12 protein-coding genes are annotated in these 15,313 nt (G+C 45.2%); 9 read left to right on the top strand and 3 right to left on the bottom strand.

Annotated elements, in window-relative coordinates; genetic code table 11:
• The first annotated feature begins 51 nt into the window (after positions 1-51).
• Together AC6H1S_RS10860 and AC6H1S_RS10855 are read left to right on the top strand one after the other, a co-directional pair.
• Positions 52-771 carry a ferritin-like domain-containing protein gene (locus tag AC6H1S_RS10860; RefSeq protein ID WP_199141602.1) on the top strand — a complete coding sequence of 240 codons (720 nt, stop codon included), beginning with the start codon at positions 52-54 and terminating at the stop codon, positions 769-771.
• Positions 772-782: 11 nt separating this feature from the next.
• Positions 783-1,643 (top strand): ferritin-like domain-containing protein, encoded by an 861-nt coding sequence (locus AC6H1S_RS10855; RefSeq protein WP_199141601.1) that lies wholly within the window; start codon positions 783-785, stop codon positions 1,641-1,643.
• Positions 1,644-1,701: 58 nt separating this feature from the next.
• On the opposite strand, the gene AC6H1S_RS10850 is transcribed toward AC6H1S_RS10855, so the two are convergent.
• Positions 1,702-2,826 (bottom strand): CofH family radical SAM protein, encoded by a 1,125-nt coding sequence (locus AC6H1S_RS10850; RefSeq protein ID WP_199141600.1) that lies wholly within the window; start codon positions 2,824-2,826, stop codon positions 1,702-1,704.
• A gap of 294 nt (positions 2,827-3,120) precedes the next feature.
• Between AC6H1S_RS10850 and AC6H1S_RS10845 the strand changes: the two genes are divergently transcribed.
• From AC6H1S_RS10845 to AC6H1S_RS10835, 3 genes are read left to right on the top strand one after another with little or no spacing between them, the layout of a single operon-like run.
• Positions 3,121-4,359: a M16 family metallopeptidase gene (locus tag AC6H1S_RS10845; protein ID WP_497563613.1), complete on the top strand. Its 1,239-nt coding sequence runs from the start codon at positions 3,121-3,123 to the stop codon at positions 4,357-4,359.
• On the top strand, positions 4,352-5,626 hold the full coding sequence (locus AC6H1S_RS10840) for a M16 family metallopeptidase (protein ID WP_497563612.1): 1,275 nt from the start codon (positions 4,352-4,354) through the stop codon (positions 5,624-5,626). The genes AC6H1S_RS10845 and AC6H1S_RS10840 overlap by 8 nt, the downstream gene beginning before the upstream one ends.
• A 24-nt stretch (positions 5,627-5,650) precedes the next feature.
• Entirely contained in the window at positions 5,651-6,103 is a 453-nt protein-coding gene (locus AC6H1S_RS10835; protein ID WP_199141597.1) for a GNAT family N-acetyltransferase, read from the top strand.
• A gap of 115 nt (positions 6,104-6,218) precedes the next feature.
• Here the strand turns inward: AC6H1S_RS10835 and AC6H1S_RS10830 are convergent, their stop codons facing one another.
• A complete protein-coding gene (locus AC6H1S_RS10830; protein ID WP_497563611.1) occupies positions 6,219-7,214 on the bottom strand; it encodes a sterol desaturase family protein in 996 nt (331 codons plus the stop codon).
• Positions 7,215-7,449: 235 nt separating this feature from the next.
• On the opposite strand from AC6H1S_RS10830, the gene guaB reads away from it, so the two are divergent.
• The 3 genes from guaB (at position 7,450) to AC6H1S_RS10815 (ending at position 12,773) form a co-directional block, all read left to right on the top strand.
• Entirely contained in the window at positions 7,450-8,919 is a 1,470-nt protein-coding gene (gene guaB / locus AC6H1S_RS10825; RefSeq protein ID WP_199138639.1) for an IMP dehydrogenase, read from the top strand.
• 223 nt (positions 8,920-9,142) lie between these two features.
• Positions 9,143-12,073 carry a TonB-dependent receptor gene (locus AC6H1S_RS10820; protein ID WP_497563610.1) on the top strand — a complete coding sequence of 977 codons (2,931 nt, stop codon included), beginning with the start codon at positions 9,143-9,145 and terminating at the stop codon, positions 12,071-12,073.
• 115 nt (positions 12,074-12,188) lie between these two features.
• Positions 12,189-12,773 (top strand): LOG family protein, encoded by a 585-nt coding sequence (locus AC6H1S_RS10815; protein ID WP_497563609.1) that lies wholly within the window; start codon positions 12,189-12,191, stop codon positions 12,771-12,773.
• A 3-nt stretch (positions 12,774-12,776) separates the two neighbouring features.
• On the opposite strand, the gene AC6H1S_RS10810 is transcribed toward AC6H1S_RS10815, so the two are convergent.
• The gene (locus AC6H1S_RS10810; protein WP_497563608.1) at positions 12,777-13,508 is read right to left on the bottom strand and encodes a hypothetical protein; all 732 of its coding nucleotides are present in this window, start codon (positions 13,506-13,508) and stop codon (positions 12,777-12,779) included.
• 151 nt (positions 13,509-13,659) lie between these two features.
• Between AC6H1S_RS10810 and AC6H1S_RS10805 the strand changes: the two genes are divergently transcribed.
• Positions 13,660-15,288, top strand: coding sequence for an acyl-CoA carboxylase subunit beta (locus AC6H1S_RS10805; RefSeq protein ID WP_497563607.1), 1,629 nt, complete (start codon positions 13,660-13,662; stop codon positions 15,286-15,288).
• The last annotated feature ends 25 nt before the right edge of the window (positions 15,289-15,313 follow it).

Raw genomic sequence — 15,313 nt, 5'->3', positions numbered from 1 at the left:
TATGTTATTTCAAAACCTAATTAATTGAACCTTAACCTAAATTTCATTCGTATGGAAAATTTGAACGAACAAAACGTGCTCGAGGAAGAAAAAGGCATTTTTGATGCCAAACTTGAGCGACGTTCTTTTTTGCAGTTTGCGGGAGCAAGCGCAGCGGCTTTGGCGCTAGTGGCAGCTGGCTGTAGAAAAGACAGAACACCTTCGCCAATGGCCAGTGGCGTAACGCTCGATTTTAAAGACGATACCGGCGTACTTAATTATGCCTATGCCTTAGAGCAGCTGGAAGCCGCATTTTATATTCAGGTGGCTTCGAACCCTCCTGCCGGCTTTACGGCAACGCAAAAAGCATATTTCCAAGATGTGCAGTTCCATGAGATTGCCCACCGCGAGTTTTTCAAAAAAGCACTGGGTGCTTCGGCAATTGCCAGCTTAGAGGTTAATTTTTCCGCTATTGATTTTACAAGTGCTACCAGCGTATTGGGTGCCGCCAAAACATTCGAAGATTTGGGAGTTGCCGCCTATAACGGAGCTGGTGTGCGTTTAAATAATGCCGCCAATTTGGTTATCGCAGGGCAGATTGTTTCTGTAGAAGCCCGCCATGCGGCTTGGGTAAGAGACCAGATTTCGCCTGGAAGCTTTGCCGACTTGGCTAGCCTTAGCGCTTTTGGTTCAGTTAATGCCAATGGCTTGGATGGTGCCTTAACCCCAGATAAGGTTTTGGGTTTGGCCGCTCCATATATCAAAACAAAAATCAACGTCATCAACCTTTAAAACCAGTAATCATGAATATTGTAAACATATTAGAAGAAATTGAAAAAGTTGACGGCGAAATCTATGAAAGATTAAGCCCAAGAAGAGCAGCCATGAAAGATTTTTTCAACATGGGCAAGAAAATCTCTTTGGCAGCGCTTCCGTTAGCTTTAGGTTCGATGTTTCAAAAAGCATATGGACAAACCAATCCCACTAGCGTAAATGAAGTTTTAAATTTTGCGCTTTCGCTCGAGTATTTGGAGTATCATTTTTATAACCATGCAGTAGTGGCCGCGCCCGGGCTCATTCCAACAGGTGCGCCATTAACGGCTATTACCACCATTCGCGACCATGAAAAGGCACACGTTGATTTGTTGGTTGGTGCTTTAGGAGCCAATGCCAGAACACCGTTGGCCTATACCGACTTTGATTTTACGGCTGGAGGCACTTTTGGCGACGTTTACACCAATTACTCAACTTTCTTGAAAGTAGCTACAGCTTTTGAAGATACAGGTGTACGTGCCTACAAGGGGCAGGCGCCTATTTTAAAAGGCATGCCGGTTTTAACCACAGCTTTGCAGATCCACTCGGTAGAAGCCCGTCATGCCTCGCATTTGCGCCAAATGACAGCTGCTAATTTGGGTGTCGGGTTAAAACCTTGGATCAGTTTGGGGCCAAACGGCATTTCGAACGATACCGGCGTAGCGGCTGCTGATGCTGTTTATGCCGGCGAAAACAATACATTGCAAGCTGGCGTAGAAATTACAGGTATTGGCGGAGTTAGCGGTGTAACCAAAGCGGCCGCGGCCGAATCTTTTGACGAGTTTTTAACAGGTGCTGCGGTTAAAACCATTGCCAACCTGTTTATCGTACCAGGTAAGAGACTGACATAGTTTTGTTTATAGGTTTGAGTTGAAGGGGAGAGGCTCAAAGCCTTTCCCCTTTTTTTATTTAGTAGGTAATGACCTGCTCTTCCAGATGTGCGGGCAGTTCGCGGTAATTGTATTTTTGGCCTCGCAACTGAGGCTCGAAGCCGGCTTCCCTGATGGCGGTTTGGATACCGTTTGCAGTGAAACGGTGTGGTGCACCAGCCGCCGAAACCACGTTTTCTTCGATCATAATTGAACCAAAATCGTTGGCGCCTGCATGTAGGCAGAGTTGGGCTACGGTTTTGCCAACGGTTAGCCAACTGGCCTGGATGTTTTTGACATTGGGCAACATGATTCTGCTCAGCGCAATCATCCTTACATATTCGTCGCCGGTTACGTTGTTGCTAATGCCCCTTAAACGTTTCAACAAGGTGCCGTCGTCTTGGAAAGGCCAAGGAATAAACGCTAAAAAGCCATTGGCATCGGCCGGTTTTTCGCTTTGTACCGTTCTAATCCACACCAAGTGCTCAAAACGTTCTTCGATGGTTTCTACATGGCCAAACATCATCGTAGCAGAGGTGGTGATGTCTAATTGATGGGCGGCGCGCATCACGTCGAGCCATTCCTGACCCCCGCACTTGCCTTTAGAAATCAATCGGCGTACCCGATCGTTCAGGATTTCGGCGCCTGCACCGGGCAGCGAATCCATGCCGCTGGCTTTGAGCTCTTTTAAGACTTCGGTATGTGAAATGCCTTCTAATTTGGCAATATGGGCAATTTCTGGCGGACCTAAGGCATGCAGCTTCAAGTCTGGATAAAGTTCTTTGAGCTGCTTGAACAGGTTGGCATAAAAGCTCAGGCCTAAATCGGGATGGTGTCCGCCTTGCAGCAACAACTGGTCGCCACCCAGGCGAAAAGTTTCTTCTATCTTCACCTTGTAGGTTTCAATATCGGTAATGTAGCTTTCGTCGTGGCCAGGCCTGCGAAAAAAATTACAGAACTTACAGTTGGCAATACATACGTTCGTGGTGTTTACGTTACGGTCAATTTGCCAAGTTACTTTTCCGCTCGGAACCTGTATTTTCCTCAATTCGTTGGCTACATAGGCCAGCTCTGCTGTGGTGGCATGGTGGTATAAAAAAACGCCTTCTTCTTGGGTAAGGAAGTCGAATTTAAGCGCCCGCTGTAATAGATCGGCAGTATTCATATCACAAAGATAACTAAAAGGGACGTAAGGCGGGTGTAAAATTAGTCTCTAGCGGGAACTGTTGTTGGTTGCCAATTGCCAGTTGTCAGTTTTCGGTTAGCAAGACAACAGTCAGCCAATTTTCTAATCGCTTAATGAACAGGTTTTTAGTTGTCAGTTCGCAATGTAACAATCAACAAATGACTAATCAACCAATGATACCAACGAACTAATTTATCATAAAATAGACACATCTGCTATTTTGCCTAAGCGGTTTTGGCTTTTTCTCTATATTTACGCTCCTTAAAAAATATTATGGTAGACTTTAATCGTTTTACGCTGTCTAATGGACTAAAAGTACTGGTACATGAAGACAACACCACGCCAATGGCGGTATTGAATATTTTGTATGATGTTGGCGCCAGAGACGAAGAAGCCGGACGGACGGGTTTTGCCCATCTTTTTGAGCACCTCATGTTTGGCGGTTCGATCAATATCCCGAGTTACGACGAGCCCCTGCAACGGGTTGGTGGCGAAAACAATGCCTTTACCAGCAACGACATTACCAACTATTACATTACCTTGCCGGCCGCCAATATAGAAACGGCTTTCTGGCTCGAAAGCGATAGGATGCTGAGCCTTGCCTTTTCCGAAAAAAGCCTCGATACGCAGCGTAACGTGGTGATGGAGGAATTTAAACAACGTTACCTTAATCAGCCTTATGGCGATGTTTGGCTTAAATTAAGGCCGCTAGCCTATCAAAAGCATCCTTATCAATGGGCAACTATTGGCCAGGATTTGGCGCAGATAGAAAATGCAAAGATGGAGGATGTGAAAGCATTTTTTCAAAAACATTACAATCCGAAAAATGCCATTTTGGTAGTAGGCGGCAATGTAAAGACCGAAGAGGTGAAAAAACTGGCCGAGAAATGGTTCGAACCTATTCCGGCAGGCGAGAAATACGTGCGAAACCTGCCTAAAGAACCCGAGCAACAAGAGGCAAGAAGCTTAACGGTTAGTGCAAACGTGCCTTTAAATGGCATTTATATTGCTTTTAAGATGGCCTCCAGGCTAGACGCAGATTATCAGGTGTACGATCTTTTGTCTGACATTCTTTCGCAGGGACAATCCTCTCGCCTGTACAACAGCCTGCTCAAATCGCAAAAGCTGTTCAGCGAAATCAATGCCTATATTACAAGCAGCCTCGACGAAGGCCTGCTGGTGGTGGAAGGGAAATTGGTTGCCGGTGTGACCATGGCTGATGCAGAAAAGGCTATTTGGAAAGAACTGGAGAAAATAAGCGCCGAGCTGGTTAGCGAAGAAGAGCTGACCAAGGTAAAGAACAAATCCGAATCGATTATGGTATTTGCTGAAATGAGTTTGTTAGACAAGGCCATGAACTTGGCTTATTACGAGCTTTTGGACGATGCAGCCCAGCTGAATACCGAAATAGATAAATACCTGGCCATTACGGCGGCCCAGCTTCAAAGCGTAGCTGCAAAAACCTTTGTAAAAGAAAAATCGTCTACCTTATATTATTTGGCCAATGCTTAACCGTACAATTGCACCTGATTTTAAACAGGTAAATGATATCCATTTTATTCATCCCCAAGCGCAGCAACTCGACAATGGCATTAAGGTTTTTACCATCAATGCAGGCAAACAGGAACTGGTGAGGATCGAATTCATATTTGAAAACGTAAACTGGCAGGCTAACAAGCCTTTGCAGACCATGGCAGTAAACGGCCTGATCAATAGTGGTACCAAACAGCTTTCGGCCAGAGAAATTGCCGAGAGGGTAGATTATTATGGTGCTTTCCTGCAAACAGACTATACTGCCGATCAAACCAATGTTACGCTCTATACCTTAAACAAACACTTAGAAGCTGTTTTGCCTATTGTTTGGTCTATCCTCAACGAAAGTGTTTTTCCGCAGCACGAATTGGATATTTATATCCAAAATCAGAAGCAAAGGTTACAGGTAAGTTTGCAGAAAAACGACTTCATGGCACGCAAAACATTTGCCAATGCCGTTTTTGGTCAGACACCGTATGGCGTAGACGTGCAGCTAACTGACTATGATGCCTTGACCCAGGCCGAACTGCTGGCTTATTTCAAGGCGGCTTATAAACCATCAAATTGCACTATTGTGGCAGCAGGCAAGTTTGAGGAGAACGAGTTTGTTGTTTTAAACAAGGTTTTTGGAGGCGAATGGGAGAATCATGAAGATTCGGCAGTCAACAGCTTTGGTTTTGAGGCCACAACTGGCCAAGAAATCTACGTAGAGCGGGCAGATGCCTTGCAATCGGCTATCCGAATGGGTAATTTGAGCATTAACCGTAAGCATGCAGATTTTCCGGGCTTACAATTGCTCAATTGTGTACTTGGCGGGTATTTCGGGTCGCGTTTAATGGCTAACATCCGCGAAGACAAAGGCTACACCTATGGAATCGGGTCGAGCATTGCCTCCTTAAGACATGCGGGTTATTTCTTTATTGCCACCGAGGTTGGAACAGCAGTTTGTGCCAGTGCCCTGGAGGAGATAGCAAAGGAAATAGACCTGCTCAAAACGGAGCTGATCAGCAGCGAAGAACTAGATTTGGTCCGCAATTACATGTTGGGTTCGATGCTGGGTAGTTTGGAAAATGCTTTTTCGCATGCAGATAAGTTCAAAAACATCTACTTCTCTGGTCTAGACTACGATTATTACGACAGGTATATCCAAACCGTTAAAACCATGGGGGCCGAAGAACTGAGGCAACTGGCCAATACCTACCTGAACTGGGATGCAATGACCCGGGTAGTGGTAGGTCGAAAATAATCCTTTTGTTAGCATACAATTTTTATGAACATCCCTCAAGAAAACCCACAATATACGTATATCATCAACCCAGATCTGTCTAAAATAGATTGGGACTATGTAATTTCGCTTTTTTATAAAATAGAATGGAAGCACCGCAAGGCAGAAGAAATAGCGGCTGCCTTTAAAAACAGCACCACTACGCTTTTTATATTCGATAACGATCGGATTATTGCTTTTGGCAGGGTAGTGGGCGACGGCAGGTATTATGCCATGCTGGCCGATATTGTGGTAGACCCCGATTACCAGAAACAAGGTTTGGGCAAATATTTGGTTACCACACTCAATAACCAGTTAGAAAACTATCACTTCGTCAATTTGAGCGCCGCCCCTGGTGCCGACCATTTTTATAAAAGCATGGGCTGGAAAAAACAAACAACGGCCTTTATTTGGCCACAGGGTCCCAAGCAATTGAGGCAACATTGCGAGGCCGAATAGTTTCGAGATAATATTCGACAATAAAAAATCCCGCATCGTTAGGAGATGCGGGATTTTTTTATGGTGCTTTGGCTAAAATAGCCTTTTGCCTGTCGGTGCATTGCCAGCATGGCATTTAAGCGCTTTGTTGCGTCTGTAAATACTCGTTTCGTACTGCCTTGGCCGTTTTGTGCGCTTTGGTATGGCTCCAGCCGGGTGGCATTATGATGTATAAAAACTTGTTTTTCAGTCCGGGTGCATTCCAAACGTCTTGGGCCAGCACTACAAATTCGCCAAAATAGGCATCTAAAAAGCTGTTCTTTTTCATAGGCCTCGTTATGCCATACTCAATTTTGATGTTTTTGTCTTCTGCTTGGTAGGTTTTAAAGACATGATCCCATATAGGCAGCAGGTTACAGAAATTGGTATCCATGTACAAAGGGTTTTTGGCATGGTGTACCCGATGGTGCGAAGGAGTAAGGATAATTTTGTTCAGGAAGCCAAAACGCCCATCTTTCGAAATGTTTTCGCCGATGTGGATGAAAGAACCCCAAATACCATCAATAAACATCATGAGAAACAACAAGGCCGGACTAACACCTAAAAGAATGCAAACACTCGTCCTGATCAGGTCGGCATAGGGCGCTTCGAGAAAGAAATGGGCAAAGTTAACCGACAGATTCATGGTTTCGGGCGCATGGTGGGTAGAATGCAGGCACCAAAACAAACGGACTTTGTGGCCTAGATAATGATAGATAAAGTGCCCAAATTCCCAAACAACATAGCCGTAAACAAGTCCGTACCAGGTAATTTCGAGACTGAACGGCGCAAATTTGGCAAAGAGGCCGATACAGATGGAAACCATGCCGATGGAAATAACACGGCCTACCAGCGAATTGATTACCAAGGAAAAGAAGGAAATCCGGTAATCAACCAATTTGAACCGGCGATAAAGTAGCATCCTTATAATTTCGAAGAGCAACAAAAAGGGGATAATAGGCCCAATAAGTGCGGTTATGCCTTTCCAGGTCAGAAACTGGCCATAATCGTGGGTAGTTATTAGCTTTAAGAAATCGCCAAGCCCAAAGAAGTCGATGAGCCATTCTTTGACGCCTATAAAAAAGTTTTCCATAAGTAAAGGTGTTTGCAACAATTGAATTTAACTCAATTCTATAACTTTTGCAAAAAGACGGCAAAGCAATTGACAGATGCCATGCGCAACAAGGAAAAGACGATCGGGAAAAAAAATGCTCAAGCAGGATATGGGCCCTCGCTTTTTTTGTCGGCATAAAACATAATGATATTTTTATATTGACAGATTATATTGTATCTTTGCCCGGCAAATAATAATTCTTAATTTATTTGCTATGCAACTCGATCCCCAAAAATTTATTGCAACTGGTTTAACCTACGATGACGTGCTTTTGGTGCCGTCTTATTCGGAGATTTTGCCCCGTGAAGTGAATACATCCACTTTCTTGACCAAGAAAATCAAGCTGAACGTTCCCTTGGTTTCGGCCGCCATGGATACCGTTACAGAGGCGGCATTGGCCATTGCCATTGCGCAAAATGGCGGACTTGGCATGTTGCACAAAAATATGACGATTGAAAGACAAGCCGAAGAAGTGCGCAAAGTAAAGCGCTCGGAAAGCGGCATGATCCAAGATCCGGTTACCTTGTTGGAGCACTCGATTGTAGCCGATGCCTTTAAGATCATGAAAGAGCATAAAATTGGTGGCATTCCGGTGGTAAGCAGCGATAATAAATTGGTAGGGATCATTACCAATCGCGATCTCCGTTTCCAAAAGGACATGAACAAGCCAATTGCCGAGGTGATGACCAAGCATAACCTCATTGTGGCGCCAGAGGGAACAACTTTGCTACAAGCCGAAGAAATCCTGCAAAACCACAAAATCGAGAAGTTGCCTGTGGTCAATAACGAGGGCTACCTAAGCGGATTGATCACTTTTAAAGATATCCAAAAAGTAAAAAATTACCCGGCTGCCTGTAAAGACGAAAAAGGCCGGCTAAGAGTAGGCGCAGCCGTAGGCGTTACTGCTGATACCTTGCTTCGTGTAGATGCTTTGGTAAAAGCCGGGGTTGATGTTATTGCCATTGATACGGCACACGGCCATTCAAAAGGCGTAATCGATAAATTGAAGGAAGTAAAAGCCAAATATCCAGACCTGCAGGTAATTGCCGGTAACATTGCCACCGGTGCAGCCGCCAAGGCCTTGGCCGAAGCAGGTGCCGATGCCGTAAAAGTAGGAATTGGACCAGGTTCTATCTGTACTACCCGTATTATCGCCGGTGTAGGCGTACCACAGCTATATGCGGTTTTCGAGTGCGCCAAAGCGCTCAAAGGGACTGGCGTTCCGGTTATTGCCGACGGTGGAATTAAACATACCGGCGATATTTCTAAAGCCATAGCAGCTGGTGCAAGTACTGTAATGGCAGGCTCGCTGTTTGCAGGAGTGGAAGAATCGCCAGGTGAAACCATTATTTACGAAGGCCGTAAGTTCAAGTCTTATCGTGGCATGGGCTCTATCGAAGCCATGGAACAAGGCTCTAAAGACCGTTATTTTCAAGATGTAGAAGACGATATCAAAAAACTGGTACCAGAAGGCATTGTTGGCCGCGTTCCTTTTAAAGGCACTTTGGCCGAAGTGATGTATCAATATGTTGGTGGCTTGCGTGCCAGTATGGGTTACTGTGGGGCTGCAACCATCGAAGCTTTGCAGGAAGCGCAGTTTGTACAGATTACGGCTGCCGGCATGAGGGAAAGTCACCCGCACGATATTACCATTACTAAAGAAGCACCAAACTACAGCAGATAGTAGGCATTACATTATATTGAAAGGAGCATCGCATATCGATGCTCTTTTTTTTGAAATAATGCTAAACAATAAGGTGGTTGCTGTGGAATTTTGTTCTGTTGAAACGATTTTTTTAATAAAATTCAGTATAAAATTTTGTTGTTGGCTTTTTTAAAATATATTTGTCTACTTAATCTATAGATATTATATATTATTGAAATCAATTTTAACATCATCATGCTTTATGAAACATCATTACTCCCTTTTTAAACTTACGTTTTTGCTGTTCCTCTTCGTCGCGCCGGTGCTGGCCTGGGCACAAGGCAATAATTTTATCGAAGTGAGCGGCCATATCATCGATAAGGAAAACAAACAATCTTTGACAGGCATCAACGTATTGATCAAAGGCACAGTGAACGGGGTAGCCACCGATTCGCAGGGAAAGTTTACCTTAAAAACCAAAGCCAAATATCCCTTCACCCTGATTTTTTCGGCTGTCGGCTTCGAAACCCAGGAATTTGAGGTTTCAAGTCCCAATTCGGTACTCAACATTGAGTTGGTTACCCAAACGCTCTTGGGCAAAGAAGTCGTCGTTACCGCATCAAGGGTAGAAGAGAATATCCTTAAATCGCCGGTTGCCATAGAAAAGCTCGACATCAGGGCCATCCGCGAATCGCCTGCTCCCAGCTTCTACGATGCTTTGGAAAATGTAAAAGGCGTACAGATGACTACCTCGAGCATTACCTTTAAAATACCCAATACCCGTGGTTTCAATATTCCTAACAATTTTCGTTTTGTGCAGCTGGTTGATGGCATCGATATGCAGGCCGCTACCTTGGGCGTACCGTTGGGCAATGCCATTGGACCAACAGAATTGGATATTGCCAGCGTAGAAATTACGCCAGGGGCAGCTTCTGCATTATATGGCATGAATGCCATTAATGGTATGGCTAATTTGCTCACAAAGAGTCCGTTTTTGTACCAAGGGCTAAGTTTTTACCAAAAAACAGGGATCAACCATGTAGGCGGCACAGGCAGAGAGTTGAGCAACCTCACCGAAACAGCCTTTCGCTATGCCAAGGCCTTCAACAATAAGTTTGCCTTTAAAGTCAATTTTAGCTACCTGAGGGGCACCGATTGGTTGGCCGATACCAAGACCAACCAAAATCCGAACAACCTGAATACCGCCAATCCATCGTTCCCAGAGCTCAATGCCGACGTAGACAATCCGGCCTACGACGCCTGGAACAAGTATGGCGACGATAGCGGGAGCAATGCCGTAACCTTAACGGGCCTCACCATTCCGGGCCATAGCGGAAGCCAGAGCATTATTGTAAGGCGTACCGGCTATTGGGAAAAAGATGTGGTAAAACCCACTGTCGATAACCTTAAATTCGATGCCTCCCTGCACTACCGTTTGGGCGACAATGCAGAACTTTCTTACGGCTACCGCATTGGCAAAATGGATGGGGTCTTTCAGCGTGGCAACAAAATCCAGCTAGACAATGTTGTTGTGCAGAACCATAAATTGGAGCTCAAAGGATCCAATTATTTTGTGAGAACCTATGTTTCTTTAGAAAATACCGGCGATTCTTACAACATCAAACCCTTGGTTGATAATTTAGACATCACCAGCGGAGGTACCAACAGCGTTTGGGGTGCCAAATACAAAACGGCGCTGCAAAATGCACTGAACAATGGTGCTTCGTTGGCCGATGCCTTGCGCATTGGGCGTACGGCTGCCGATGCCAGCAGGGTAGTGCCGGGTACACCGGCTTTCGAAGAGTTGAAAAATACCATTATCGCCATCAATAACTGGGACCATAAGGCCGTAGTTGGTGGCGATGCACCCGCAACAGGCGGCGCTTGGTTGAGCCAAAAAAGCCATACTTACCATGCCGACGGCCAATTAGACCTGTCGCACAAAACCAAGGTGTTTAACCTTTTGGTCGGTGCCGATGCCCGTATTTACGAAGTAGTGCCCGATGGCAACAACTTTGTCGATTTTAAAAGACCTGTTGCCGATAGAAACAAGCCTTTGCCCGATGGCAGTTTTGGCGACAATGTTTACTATAAAAAATTCGGTGCCTTTGCGCAAGTAACCAAAACCTTTTTCGAAGAAAAGCTGAAGCTGTTTGGCTCGTTGCGCCTCGATTACAATCCAGAGTTTACCGCCAAGCTCAACCCGAGGGTGGCAGCGGTTTATACGCTGGCCCAAAAGCATAACTTCAGGGTATCTTTCCAGAACGGCTACCGTTTTCCGGCACTGTTCGAGGCTATTTCTTTTGTCAATAATGGTAACATCAGGCGTGTAGGAGGTTTGTCGTATATTAATGAAGGATTGAATTACCTTGATAATTCCTACACCTTAAATTCGATCAACAGCTTTAATGCGGCGGTAAACAAAGATGTGGCGGGCGGATTAACGACCAATGCCGCCGCGCTAAAAAACAGGAGCCTGCTCGAGGTTACCAATCTTTCGCCAACAAGGCCAGAACGTATCAATTCGTTCGAGTTTGGCTATAAAAGCGTATTGCTCGACAATAAGTTGGTGTTGGATATTGATGCTTACGTAAACCAGTACAACGGATTTCTGGGACAGGTAGAAGTGGCCGTGCCTTATGCTACAGGCTTAAGTTCGCAGGTAAAGGTGGGTTCTGACGAAGCGGTGGTCGCCATGGTGCAATCGAACAGAAACACCCAGCAAACACGCTATAGGGTGTATACCAATGCCAAAAACCAGTACAACAACTATGGCTCGTCGCTGGGGCTGACCTACAATTTCTATAGGCAATTTACCATAGCCGGAAATGTAAACTATAACGATATTTCGGAAAACAAGAGCAAAGATGTATTTGTAACTGGGTTTAATACGCCCAATTGGGCGACCAATATTTCTTTTGGCAATCGGGAAATCGTAAAGAATTTGGGCTTTAACGTATTGTGGAAATGGCAACAGTCCTTTTTGTGGGAAAGTCCCTTGGTTAATGGCCAAGTGCCGGCATTCCATACTTTCGATGCGCAGGTTACTTATCGCATCCCGCAAAACAAAGCCACCATTAAATTGGGTGGTACCAATATCTTCAACAAAAACTACGTGCAATATGCAGGCGGACCAACTTTGGGCGGACTTTATTATGTAGCCGTAACTTTCGATGGTTTGTTGGTGAAGTAGGTAGGGAGTGATGGTCCATAGCAGATGGTCTGGTCAATTGTTGATAAACCACAGACTATTGTCACTTGCTATGGACTATCTACTATTTTCATACTTTTGTATCAAAATTGAAAATATGAAATCCATCTGCGTGTATTGCGGCTCAAACTTTAATGGCGACCCTATCCTTCAAAAAGCGATAGAAGATTTGGCTCTTACCTTAGCCAACCAGCAGATTACCTTGGTTTATGGTGGCGGAAGCGTAGGGGTAATGGGCGTGCTGGCCAATCAGGTGCTCGAGCAGCAAGGCCAAGTGATTGGCGTTATCCCGCAGTTTTTGATGGATAAGGAAGTTGGCCATAAAGGATTGACGCAATTGATTGTTACCGAAAATATGCATCAACGCAAGCAAAAAATGGCCGATCTGTGCGATGGGTTTATCATTCTGCCTGGTGGTTTTGGCACTTTAGAAGAGTTTTTTGAAGTCTTAACCTGGTTGCAGCTCGGCTTGCATGCCAAACCGATAGGTGTATTGAACGTAAATGGCTTTTATGATCCGCTCTTTTTGCAGATGGACGTTATGGTGCAGCACCGTTTCTTGAAGCAGGTTAACAGAGACTTGGTTTTTAATGAAACAGAAGCCCCTGTATTGGTCGAGAAAATGAAAAATTTTACCGCCAAACCCGACGATGTTTGGTTCAGGGATAGAAATCTGGCCTAAAGCCTACAGAAAGTTATCCTTGGTAATTTCCCAGGTCCAGGGTTTTTTAAAATCGTTAAGGGTACGTAGGTCGGTAAAATACAGAACATCTTCGCTGGTGATGTTGGCGGCGTTCCGCGAAAACAAATTGCCGTTTACCTGTTTAAGCCTGCGGTCTATAAAATCGTAGGTCTTATCGCTCATTTCGCCAGAAGTAATGTTGTAATAGGTGTTGTTGGCCTTAATCAGCACCCATTGTTTATGCTGGTATTTAAATTCATAAGCCAATTTCCAGCGCCAGTCGTTGCCTCCTTCAAACAGCAGGTTCAAGGTGTTGTTTTTAATGCGCAATTCCTTAAAGGGTTCGCCCAAGGCACCGCCTTCTTCAGATCGGAGGATGAAGTTGTTGTTTTGCAAAACCAACTGATAGCCACTGGATGGCTGCTGCCTAAAAAAGATGGCCAGGATGCGCGGTTTTTGAAACTCCTTGATCAATTCGGTTTCGCTATCGCCATAGGCTCTTCTTTCGGTAACTGGAAAATTGTATTCCAGCACCAATGCCATATCCTCAAGGCCATCATTATTCAGGTCGCCGTAGGCCGTATCAATGGCTTTCCAGTTATTTGGAACAAAGGTGCCAATGGTTTTGCCCTTCGCAGCCAGTTTGGGATAGCTGAAGTTTTGTGCCGTGGCCCATTGAAAGCAGCAGATACAAAAAATTAAAATCAGGTAGCGCATCTTTAGTAAAACGTTCAAAAATTCAAATTAGCATGTAAGCGTTCCTAAACTAAATACCAAACAGGGTTTTAGTTTTAAGAATATAGCCGCTAACTTGCTCGCCTGAACCTTGCTCGATTAAAGTTTGATCGGCGAAGGCCTCATCTAACCAAATCAATAAACAATATAGATGAACATAGAATTCAACAAAAACGAAGATGCAAATAAGCAGCTGGTGTACGAATTAAAGACCAGGCTTAAAACAATATATAGCGGCGGTGGAGAGAAAAATGCCCAAAAGCAAAAAGAAAAGGGCAAAATGCTGGCTCGAGAGCGCATCAAATACCTGATAGACGACGATCGCGAGTTCTTGGAACTGGCTGCCTTTGCTGCCGATGGCATGTATGCCGCAGAAGGCGGTTGCCCGAGTGCCGGCGTAGTAGCCGGAATTGGCTATGTGTCGGGCAGGCAATGCATGATTGTGGCCAACGATGCCACCGTAAAAGCCGGTGCCTGGTTCCCGATGACGGCTAAAAAGAACCTGAGGGCGCAGGAAGTTGCCATGGAAAACCGTTTGCCGATTATCTATTTGGTTGACAGCGCAGGTGTTTACCTACCTATGCAGGACGAAATTTTTCCAGACAAGGAACATTTTGGACGTATTTTCAGAAATAATGCTATCATGTCGTCGGAGGGTATCGTGCAGATCGCGGCTATTATGGGGTCTTGCGTAGCAGGAGGAGCCTATCTGCCCATCATGAGCGATGAAGCCATGATTGTAGACGGCACGGGCTCTGTTTTCTTGGCAGGCTCTTACCTGGTTAAATCGGCCATTGGCGAAAGCGTTGACAACGAAACACTGGGTGGCGCTACTACCCATTGCGAAATTTCGGGGGTTACCGATTATAAGCATCCGAATGATCAGGCTTGTTTAGACAGCATCTGCAACATCATGAGCATGCTGGGGGCACCGCAACAAGCCGGCTTCGACAGGATAAAACCAGCCAGTCCAAAACTCAATGAGCAGGAAATTTATGGCATTTTGCCCGATAACAGGGAAAAACCTTACGAAATGAGGGATATTGTCCATCGTTTGGTCGACAACTCTGAATTTGAAGAATACAAGGCATTATATGGCCAGAGCATTGTTTGTGGCTTGGGCCGTATAGATGGCTGGGCTGTGGGCATTGTAGCCAACCAGCGCAACGTGGTGAAGTCTAAAAAGGGCGAAATGCAGTTTGGCGGTGTTATCTATTCCGATAGTGCCGATAAGGCTACCCGTTTCATCATGAACTGCAACCAAAAGAAAATACCGCTGGTATTTTTGCAGGATGTAACCGGGTTTATGGTGGGTAGCAGGTCTGAACAGGGTGGCATTATCAAAGACGGCGCCAAGATGGTAAATGCAGTGGCCAATTCGGTTGTGCCTAAATTTACCATTGTGGTGGGTAATTCGTATGGAGCCGGCAATTACGCCATGTGTGGCAAGGCTTACGATCCGAGGCTTATTTATGCTTGGCCAAGTGCCAAAATTGCCGTAATGGGTGGTGCACAGGCCGCCAAGGTCTTGCTGCAGATTCAGCAGGCTTCGTCAAAGGCCAAGGAAGAAGTGGCCGATCCTGCAAAAGAGAACGAACTGCTCAAGCAGATTACCGATCGCTATAACAGTCAAACTACGCCGTATTATGCGGCCGCCAGGCTTTGGGTTGATGGAGTTATCGATCCCTTGGAAACCCGTAAGGTCATTTCGATGGGTATCGAAGCTGCCAACCAATCGCCCATTATAAAACCATTTAACGTAGGGGTTATACAAACCTGATTTTTCGGAGGTGAGTAAGCATTGC

It is taken from the genome of Pedobacter sp. TM02, assembly GCF_059705275.1.
This window is presented reverse-complemented; position numbering and strand designations above follow the sequence as displayed.

What these genes read in the sequence shown, in the direction of transcription:
- AC6H1S_RS10840 (WP_497563612.1), top strand. Translation starts at nt 4,352, where the DNA reads ATGCTTAACCGTACAATTGCACCTGATTTTAAACAGGTAAATGATATC.
- AC6H1S_RS10845 (WP_497563613.1), top strand. Translation starts at nt 3,121, where the DNA reads ATGGTAGACTTTAATCGTTTTACGCTGTCTAATGGACTAAAAGTACTG.
- AC6H1S_RS10830 (WP_497563611.1), bottom strand. Translation starts at nt 7,214, where the DNA reads ATGGAAAACTTTTTTATAGGCGTCAAAGAATGGCTCATCGACTTCTTT.
- AC6H1S_RS10855 (WP_199141601.1), top strand. Translation starts at nt 783, where the DNA reads ATGAATATTGTAAACATATTAGAAGAAATTGAAAAAGTTGACGGCGAA.
- guaB (WP_199138639.1), top strand. Translation starts at nt 7,450, where the DNA reads ATGCAACTCGATCCCCAAAAATTTATTGCAACTGGTTTAACCTACGAT.
- AC6H1S_RS10820 (WP_497563610.1), top strand. Translation starts at nt 9,143, where the DNA reads ATGAAACATCATTACTCCCTTTTTAAACTTACGTTTTTGCTGTTCCTC.
- AC6H1S_RS10860 (WP_199141602.1), top strand. Translation starts at nt 52, where the DNA reads ATGGAAAATTTGAACGAACAAAACGTGCTCGAGGAAGAAAAAGGCATT.
- AC6H1S_RS10835 (WP_199141597.1), top strand. Translation starts at nt 5,651, where the DNA reads ATGAACATCCCTCAAGAAAACCCACAATATACGTATATCATCAACCCA.
- AC6H1S_RS10805 (WP_497563607.1), top strand. Translation starts at nt 13,660, where the DNA reads ATGAACATAGAATTCAACAAAAACGAAGATGCAAATAAGCAGCTGGTG.
- AC6H1S_RS10815 (WP_497563609.1), top strand. Translation starts at nt 12,189, where the DNA reads ATGAAATCCATCTGCGTGTATTGCGGCTCAAACTTTAATGGCGACCCT.
- AC6H1S_RS10850 (WP_199141600.1), bottom strand. Translation starts at nt 2,826, where the DNA reads ATGAATACTGCCGATCTATTACAGCGGGCGCTTAAATTCGACTTCCTT.